Below are 8,635 nucleotides of genomic sequence, written 5' to 3'. Positions count from 1 at the left end.
CGCGTGCGACTTCCTCGCGAAGAAGCTCAACGGCAAGGGTAACGTGATCATCGAGAACGGTCCGCAGGTGTCGGCCGTGATCGATCGCGTGAACGGCTGCAAGACCGTGCTCGCGAAGAACCCGGGCATCAAGCTGCTGTCGAGCGACCAGGACGGCAAGGGCTCGCGCGAGGGCGGGATGAACACGATGCAGGGCTACCTGACGCGCTTTCCGAAGCTCGACGGCGCGTTCACGATCAACGACCCGCAGGCGATCGGCAGCGATCTCGCGGCGAAGCAGCTGAACCGCCCGAACATCGTGATCACGTCGGTCGACGGCGCGCCCGACATCGAGGTCGCGCTGAAGTCGAACACGCTCGTGCAGGCGTCGTCGAGCCAGGATCCGTGGGCGATGGCGCAGCAGGCCGTCAACGTCGGCTACGGGATCATGAACGGCCAGAAGCCGGCCAACCCGATGATCCTGATCGAGCCGACGCTCGTCACGCGCGACAACGTGAAAGCTTACAAAGGCTGGAGCTCGCACTGACCCGTCCCAACGCATCCCAGGCCTGACACGACCATGACCTCACTGACCCAAACGCGCGCGTGGCGCGCGCTCGCCAGCCATCGGGACGCGTTGTCCGGCGTCTCGATTCGCGCACGATTCGACCGCGACCCGGCACGCGCATCGCGCTTCAGCCTCGAGGCGGCCGGGCTTTTCGTCGACTACTCGAAGAACCCCGTCGACGACGAAACCATCGCCCTGCTGGTCGCCCTCGCCCAGGAGGCGGGCGTCGATGCGTATCGCGACGCGATGTTCGCCGGCGAGCGCATCAACCGCACGGAGAACCGCGCGGTGTTGCACGTCGCGCTGCGCGACCGTTCGGGTACGCCGCGTATCGTCGACGACGTCGACGTGTCGCGGCAGGTCAGCGACGTGCTGGCCCGGATGCGGCGCTTCTCCCACGCGGTTCGCTCGGGTGAATGGCGCGGCCACACGGGCCGCGAGATCACCGACGTCGTCAACATCGGCATCGGCGGCTCGGACCTGGGGCCGAAGATGGTGTGCGAGGCGCTCAAGCCTTACGCGCACGAACGGTTGACGATGCATTTCGTGTCGAACGTGGACGCAGCCGACATCGCCGAAGTGCTCAAGCGCGTGAACCCGGAGACGACGCTGTTCATCGTGTCGTCGAAAACGTTCACGACCCGTGAGACGCTCCTGAACGCCCATACCGCCCGCGCCTGGCTGCTCGACAGCGGCGCGCCGGACGCGGCGATCGCCCGCCACTTCGTCGCCGTTTCCACGAATGCCACGGCCGTTGCGGAATTCGGCATCGATACCGGCAACATGTTCGCGTTCTGGGACTGGGTGGGCGGACGCTACTCGTTGTGGTCTGCCATCGGGTTGCCGATCGCGATCATGGCCGGCATGGACGCGTTCGAGCAACTGCTCGACGGCGCGCACGCGATGGACCGTCACTTCGCGCAAGCACCGCTTGCCCGCAACCTGCCCGTCCTGCTCGCCCTGATCGGCATCTGGCATCAGAACTTCCTCGCTACGACGAGCCAGCTGATCGCGCCATACGACAACTATCTGCATCGGTTACCCGCATACCTGCAGCAGCTCGACATGGAAAGCAACGGCAAATCGGTGACGCTCGGCGGCGAGCGCGTCGATTACGCGACCGGCCCGGTCATCTGGGGCGAACCGGGCACGAACGGGCAACACGCGTTCTTCCAGCTCCTGCACCAGGGCACCGCGATCATCCCGACCGACTTCATCGTGTGCATGCGGCCGCATCACGCGTTCGATCATCACCATGCCGTCCTCGTCGCAAACTGTTTCGCGCAGTCGGAGGCATTGATGAACGGATCGCGCTCGACGACCGAACCTCATCGCAATTTCGAAGGCGACCGGCCCACGAACACGATCTGCCTGGACACGCTCGATCCGGCATCCCTCGGCGCGCTGATCGCGTTGTACGAACACAAGGTATTCGTGCAAGGCGTGGTATGGCGGATCAATTCGTTCGATCAATGGGGCGTCGAACTCGGCAAAAAGCTCGCGGTCGCGATCGAAGGCGAGTTACTCACCCCCGCGCAGATTCACTCGCACGACGGCTCGACCAACCAACTGATCAACCGCTTCAAGACGCGGCGCCACGCTGCGGCCTGATCTCCCGAATCCCATCATGAAGCTACCGCGACTGGTCATCTTCGGCGAAGCCCTGACCGATTTCATTCGAGACGACACGAACCGCTGGCACAGCGTTGCCGGCGGCGCATGCTGGAACGTCGCACGCGTCGGCGCGCGCCTCGGCACGCCGACCGGCTTTGCCGGTGCCGTGAGCGCCGACATATTCGGCGACGAGCTCATGCGAAAGAGCGCCGAAGCCGGCCTCGACATGCGCTTCACGCAGCAGGTCGACCGACCGCCGCTGCTTGCGATGGTGGTCGAGACGCGGCCGCCGAAATATTTCTTCATCGGCGAGAATAGCGCCGACCTAGCGTTCGATCCCGCCGCGTTGCCTTCGGACTGGCTCGACGCCGCCGAAATCATTCATTTCGGCTGTCTCGGCCTGGTGCGCGAGCCCCTCGCCTCGCGTCTGATCAACATTGCGCTCGCGGCGCGCGCCGCCGGCAAGCGGATTTCGTTCGATCCCAACTTTCGTGCGCCGATGGCCGACCCGTCGTACCGCGACACCTTGCGCACGATGATCGGCCTCTCGGACTACATCAAGGTGTCCGACGAGGATCTCGCCGGTCTGTTCCCGCAATTCGACGAGGCAGCCGCACTCGCGCAAATCCGTGCGTGGGCGCCGCAGGCAGCGGTGCTCGTCACGCGCGGCGCGGCCGGCATGGAACTCTTCGCCGGTGATGAAACGCTGGTTCAGCCGGGCTTCAAGGTCACGGTCGCCGACACGGTCGGCTGCGGCGACGCGTGCGTCGGCAGCTGGATGGCGAGCCTGCTGACGCGCCCGGACGCGCCCGCGACGGAACATCTTCGGTTCGCCGCCGCCTGTGCGGCGCTCGTCGCGTCGCACGCCGGCGCCTATGCGCCGACGGCGGCCGAAGTACATGCGCTGATCGAATCGGCCAACGCAGCCACGAGCGAAACGCCATGAATGCGCACCTCCCGTTCTCCGATACCCAGGCTCCGTTCGAATTCGTGCTGTTCGGCGGCACCGGCGATCTCGCGATGCGCAAGATCCTGCCGGCGCTCTACTCCGCTCACCGCGATGGCCTGCTCGCCCCCGCGGGGCGCATCATCGCGGTTGCGCAGAATGAACTCGATACGGCCGGCTACCTCGACTGGGTCGACGTGTCGGTGCGACCGCATCTGACGCAGGCCCGGTTCGACGAAAGCGCGTGGCGCGGCTTCCGCGAGCGGCTCTCGTACGTGGCGCTCGACGCAAGCCAGGCCGGCACGTTCTCGCGTCTGGCCGACGCGCTCTCGCCGGCGTCGTCGCGCCAGATCTTCTATCTGGCGACAGGGCCATCGCTGTTCGTGCCGATTTGCCGCGCGCTCGCGCAGGCAGGGCTCGCCCCGCCGACCTCGCGAATCGTGCTCGAAAAGCCGTTGGGCTACGATCTCGCGTCGTCGACGGCGATCAACGATGCGGTCGGCCAGATTTTTTCCGAAGAGCAGATCTACCGGATCGATCATTACCTCGGCAAGGAAGCCGTGCAGAACCTGTTCGCGCTGCGGTTCGCCAACGTGATGTTCGAGCCTCTGTGGCGCCGTGAATGGATCGACAACATTCAGATCACGGTTGCCGAGGAACTCGGCGTCGGCGGGCGCGGTGGCTTTTACGACCAGACCGGCGCGCTGCGCGACATGGTGCAGAACCATCTGCTGCAGTTGCTTGCGATCGTCGCCATGGAACCGCCTCAGTCGATGGAAGCCGACGCCGTGCGCGACGAGAAGCTGCGCGTGCTGCGCGCGCTCAAGCCGCTCACCGAGGAAGCCTTGCATCAGAGCGTCGTGCGCGGACAGTATCGCGCGGGGGTGGTCCGCGGAGAGTCGGTACCGGGTTACCTCGACGAATCCGGGATCCGGGCCGACAGTCCGACCGAGACGTTTGTCGCGCTCAAGGCCGAGGTCGAAAACTGGCGCTGGGCCGGCGTGCCGTTCTTTCTGCGCACCGGCAAGCGGCTGGCGCGACGCGTGGCTGAAATCGTCGTCACGTTCAAGCGCCCGCCGCATTCGACGCTTGGTCCGACGGCGCTGCTGGCAGGCTCGAACCGGTTGACGATCCAGCTGCAACCGGACGAATCGATTCGCCTGAGCACGCTTGCGAAGCGGCCGGGGCTCGGCATGACCTTGCAAGGCGTCTACCTCGATCTCGCGTTCGACCGCTTCTTTCGGCAAGACCGGATGGAGGCGTATCAGCGCCTGTTGCTCGACGTGATCGCCGGCCGGCTCGCGCTGTTCGTGCGTCGCGACGAACAGGAAGCCGCATGGCGCTGGGTCGCGCCGATTCTCGACCTGAAAACGGCGCCCAAACCCTATTCGGCCGGAAACTGGGGGCCTGCGCAGGCCAGCGCGTTGCTGGCGAGATACGGCACCTGCTGGAGCGAGGAAGAGAACTGATCCGCTCCGGCATGCCTCTTCCTATCGTGGAAGCGTTTTCTCCGACTACACCTGACGAAGCAATGGATACAGTCTGGCATCTCAAATGGGCGCACGGCGCGTTCGATCTCCATGCAGCAGGAGGTATGCTCGGCGGCGTTGCATTACAGCAAGGCGGCCGCACGATCCGTCCGTTTTACGAAGCGCCGTGGCTCGGCCAGGCCGAGCCGCAACCCGCGGGGCTGCTGGGCGTCATGCGAAGCGAATTCCCGTGCGTGCCATTCGGTGTTCCCTACTCTCCCGACCGACTGCCCCCCGGCTGGCGGAAGGCCGCCGCAACGCCGATCGTCCCGGATGACGTCGCACTCGACACCAGCGACGACCTTCAGCATGGCTACGGCTGTACCGGCGTGTGGTCACTCGTGAGGCAAACCGCGCACGAGATCGAAATTGAAATCGAATACCCCGAGACCTCGTCGATCGCACGACTGACTCGCATCGTGCGCGCCGATCCGGCTCGCGCTGCCTTCGACATCGTTCTCCGTATCGAAGCGCGCAAGTCGGCTCGCTGCCCCGTCGGTCTGCATCCGAATCTCGCGCTGCCGACGCTCACCGGCGCGTTTCGAATCGAGCCCGGCACCTACCGTTTCGGCATGGTGCACCCGGCAGGTCCGGAACCGCGCGTATCGAGCGCGCTGGCCGGCGCGACGTTCGAATCACTCGAGCGCGTACCGCTCGGCGAGGGCGGCTTCGGTGCATTCGACCAGCTGCCGCTCGCGCAGCCCACGGAAGAAATCCTGCAGCTCTGCGGAATCGACGGTTCCGTCACGATGACCGACGCCGTCGCCGGCGCACGCTATCGCCTGACCTGGGATGCCGATGCGCTGCCGTCACTGCTGTTGTGGATCAGCAACCGCGGACGTGCGTACGCGCCGTGGAACGGCCGCAACCTCTGCGTGGGCATCGAGCCGGTCGCGAGCGCATTCGAGCTTGGCCGTGCGGCATCGCTCGCGCCCAATCCGATCAATTCCCGCGGGGTCCGGACGGCACTTGCATTGAATCCTGACACGCCAACTGAAATCGCCTACCGATTCGAGGTGCTCGCCGCACGTTAGGCGTGCATCGTGGATCGGACCGATCGCGCTGCAGATCGTCGGCAAGGGACGCCGGGCAAGCCCGGCTTCATGAGCGTCAGACCGTCCGGCATTTCATATATGAATAGTTGTACTACGTGAATCGCCCGTAGTTTCGTCCCACATCAATACCGACCAAGGAGACCTTTTCGTCCAGTTTGCCTGGCTGGACATGCCGCAAGCGAAGAACATTTCACTTTCCCTGTTGATACGCGATCCGTTTTTCACGACAGATAACTTCGTTTTCCTTAATTTATTCAATAAAAGAACTGACCGGGTCTGTTGTGCCGCAGTCACACGTTTTCTTTCTGACAGGTTTGGAGCCAATTATGAAAAAAGCAATACTCGCCGCCACGTTGATGTCCGCAGGCATCGTCGCCCACGCACAAAGCAGTGTCACGCTCTACGGCCGCCTCGACGCCGGCATCGAGTACCTGAGCGGCATTGCCAACGGCAACGGCGGCACGACGAGCCGCTGGCGTGCCGAGAGCGGCGACTGGGGCACCAGCCTGTGGGGCTTGAAGGGCTCCGAGGATCTCGGTGGTGGAAACAAGGCGGTCTTCCACCTCGAGGGCTCGTTCAATGCGATGAACGGCAGCCTCGGCGGCACCGGCTCCATCTGGGATCGCTGGGCAACGGTCGGTTTTTCCAACGACGCTTACGGCACGCTGCTGCTCGGCCGCGAGCTCTCGATTTCGAACGGATTGTGGGACTTCGATCCGCTCGGCCAGACGTCCTGGTCGTCCGGTTCGCTCGTGCGCGGGCGCAACTGGAACAAGACGAGCAACAACATTTCGTACCAGTCGCCGAGCTTCTTCGGTTTCGACGTGTACGGCCAGTATTCGCTGTCGAACGCCACCAGCTGGAATGGTAACGGCACGACCGCACAAGGTCGTGCCGACGGCCTGCAACTGACCTACACGAATCCGTACTTCCAGGTGCGCGGCATCTACGACGAGGCGCGCGACGTCAACGGCAAGTTCTCGGACGTGTTCAACTATTCCCGGGAGTACTTCGCGGGCGTGAACGTGTTCCTCGGCCAGTTCAAGCTGCAGGCGGCCTATCAGGCCTCGCACGCGAACGGCGCGCCGACCGCCAACAACGGGATTACGTCGACGCAGCAGGTCTGGGGCGGCGTCACGTGGCAGGCGACGCCGGCTGCGGCCTTGACCGGTGCCGTCTATCACGTCAACGCAAACCATGGCGGCGGCAACGCCAACATCTATACGGTGGGCGGCACGTACAACATCTCGAAGCGCACGCTCTTCGACATGCAGATTGCTACCGTTCGCAACAGCAAGAACGCGAACTTCGGTCTGGAGTCGAACGCGGCGGGTGCCGGCGGCCCGATCGCCGGCGGCGGCTACAACGACAACCCGACGCCCGGGCATAGCCAGACGGGCGTCTATGCGGGCATCCAGCATTTGTTCTGATTCGATCTCGCTCACGGGTTGGAAGCGCCATGCCATGCCGCTTCTGGCGCCGCGTCCGGGTGCGATGCGCCGTCAGGCCATCGCACCGCACGCATCGACAGAATGCCGGGCCTTGAATCGATCGGAATGCGCGCCGGGCCAGCCGCCCGGACGCATGACGACACCCGCCGTGGCGACGCGGCAATCAGCCACGCAAGCGAAACGGAATTCACGGGCAGGCCGGGAATGGCATGAAGATGGAGAGCACGTTCATGACGACGTGGCCGACAGATCGCCCGGCTTGCCGATCAAATTGGACTGGGAAACGAGCGTTGTTTGACTGCGGTCGCGAATCACACCGAGCGTCTGATGTGCATTGACGGCCATGACGTTTCGGGATAGTTCGAAAGCGTCGCGCACTGCCGCAATGACGTCATCCGGAACGCGCAATGGTTCGGCGACATGCTTGTCGACGAGGAGGCGCGTGGCATCACTTGGCATCGCTGTACACCATTGCGCGTAATACGCCCAGGTGGACGGCCATGGTGTCCATCGCGCGACGGACCTCGAGCAGACCGCCCCCTCCTTCAGTTCCTTCAGGAGCGAGCGACGTTCCTCTGGCTTGAGCGAGCGCGGCGTCGACGCCATGCGTGCGGCAAACTCGTCGATACCTTAAGGAATCTTGCACGATTAATGGGCACGTGCGAGTGAGTCTCTTAAGACCAAGAACGCTGAGAGCGGCGCATGACCGAAACAAACCACATAAATGGCCGGTTTTGCGTTGGCGTCGAAGAATTTGACTGACTACCTTTGTAACTCCTGGCAGCCGAACATCGATTCAGACTTAGGAGGCCCGTATGGGCCACCCTAACCCATTCAGAGAGGAGACAATTCGTGCATTTCGTTAACAGCAAATTTAAACTTCTCCGTCTTTCGCTCACAGTGTATCTCTCTGTTGCGACTGTCGCGTTCGCAAGCGACGCCGCCCCCGACCGCCTAGCTTCCGTCGGATTGTGGGTAACAGCCGAACACGATGCCGTGATCGAATTCCGCCCCTGCGCGGACAACAACGAGACACTTTGCGGCGTTATCGCTTGGGACGAGGATGCAATTCCCGGTGGGAGGCGAGCAAGTTGCGGTGTCCGCGTCGCGCAGCTGTCGCACTTTTCAAACGGCGCATGGCGCGATGGCTGGGCCTTTGACCCTCGCACCCGCAAACGTTACGAAACAGTGCTACGTGTGGTCGGCGACAAGATGACCATGCGTTCCTTTATCGGTCTTGAACTATTCGGTGAGACGGAGGAACTCAGTCGCATCAACCAATTACCCACAGGTTGTCCGCAAGTTCACTTAAACTGAATATCGAGAATGTGAGTGGCGCCCTCCGTTCACCGTCCGCCGGAGGAAACCGAAATGGCAGCTTGCTGGAAGGTACGATGCCCCTGAACCTGGTGGCAATTGCCATCGCCCGCTGGCTCATCGTCTGCTCACGGCCGGGCGCGAGGTGTCAGCATCAACTCCGTGGCACAGGTGCG

Annotated in this window: 8 protein-coding genes and 1 pseudogene; 7 read left to right on the top strand and 2 right to left on the bottom strand. The window is 63.5% G+C overall.

All coding sequences use genetic code 11. The features are described 5' to 3' along the window. The 6 genes from U5A56_RS33525 to U5A56_RS33500 all read left to right on the top strand — a co-directional run. On the top strand, window positions 1-526 hold a 526-nt coding region (locus U5A56_RS33525; protein WP_321926816.1), incomplete at its 5' end, for a substrate-binding domain-containing protein. A 33-nt stretch (window positions 527-559) separates the two neighbouring features. Then, window positions 560-2,158 (top strand): glucose-6-phosphate isomerase, encoded by a 1,599-nt coding sequence (gene pgi, locus U5A56_RS33520; RefSeq protein WP_321926814.1) that lies wholly within the window; start codon window positions 560-562, stop codon window positions 2,156-2,158. Between the two features lie 16 nt (window positions 2,159-2,174). Then, window positions 2,175-3,107: a carbohydrate kinase gene (locus U5A56_RS33515; protein ID WP_321926812.1), complete on the top strand. Its 933-nt coding sequence runs from the start codon at window positions 2,175-2,177 to the stop codon at window positions 3,105-3,107. Continuing rightward, window positions 3,104-4,576: a glucose-6-phosphate dehydrogenase gene (zwf, locus tag U5A56_RS33510; protein ID WP_124921790.1), complete on the top strand. Its 1,473-nt coding sequence runs from the start codon at window positions 3,104-3,106 to the stop codon at window positions 4,574-4,576. Before U5A56_RS33515 ends, zwf begins: the two co-directional genes overlap by 4 nt. 11 nt (window positions 4,577-4,587) lie before the next feature. Continuing rightward, window positions 4,588-5,670 carry a hypothetical protein gene (locus U5A56_RS33505; RefSeq protein ID WP_321926810.1) on the top strand — a complete coding sequence of 361 codons (1,083 nt, stop codon included), beginning with the start codon at window positions 4,588-4,590 and terminating at the stop codon, window positions 5,668-5,670. Between the two features lie 347 nt (window positions 5,671-6,017). Next, entirely contained in the window at window positions 6,018-7,121 is a 1,104-nt protein-coding gene (locus tag U5A56_RS33500; RefSeq protein ID WP_321926809.1) for a porin, read from the top strand. Between the two features lie 249 nt (window positions 7,122-7,370). Here U5A56_RS33500 and U5A56_RS33495 read toward each other — a convergent pair whose 3' ends face one another. Next, a complete protein-coding gene (locus U5A56_RS33495) occupies window positions 7,371-7,601 on the bottom strand; it encodes a hypothetical protein (protein ID WP_321926807.1) in 231 nt (76 codons plus the stop codon). Further along, window positions 7,591-7,769, bottom strand: a pseudogene (locus U5A56_RS33490) (helix-turn-helix domain-containing protein); the annotation flags it as partial. The pseudogene U5A56_RS33490 and the gene U5A56_RS33495, both read right to left, overlap by 11 nt. A 225-nt stretch (window positions 7,770-7,994) precedes the next feature. Here U5A56_RS33490 and U5A56_RS33485 point away from each other — a divergent pair. Then, window positions 7,995-8,459, top strand: coding sequence for a DUF2147 domain-containing protein (locus U5A56_RS33485; protein WP_321926805.1), 465 nt, complete (start codon window positions 7,995-7,997; stop codon window positions 8,457-8,459). Window positions 8,460-8,635 lie beyond the last annotated feature (176 nt).

Origin of the sequence: Burkholderia sp. BCC1998, from assembly GCF_905339875.1 — a bacterium.
Classification (GTDB): Bacteria; Pseudomonadota; Gammaproteobacteria; order Burkholderiales; family Burkholderiaceae; genus Burkholderia.
The sequence above is the reverse complement of the archived record's forward strand: the minus strand, read 5'-3'. Positions and strand labels throughout refer to the sequence as shown.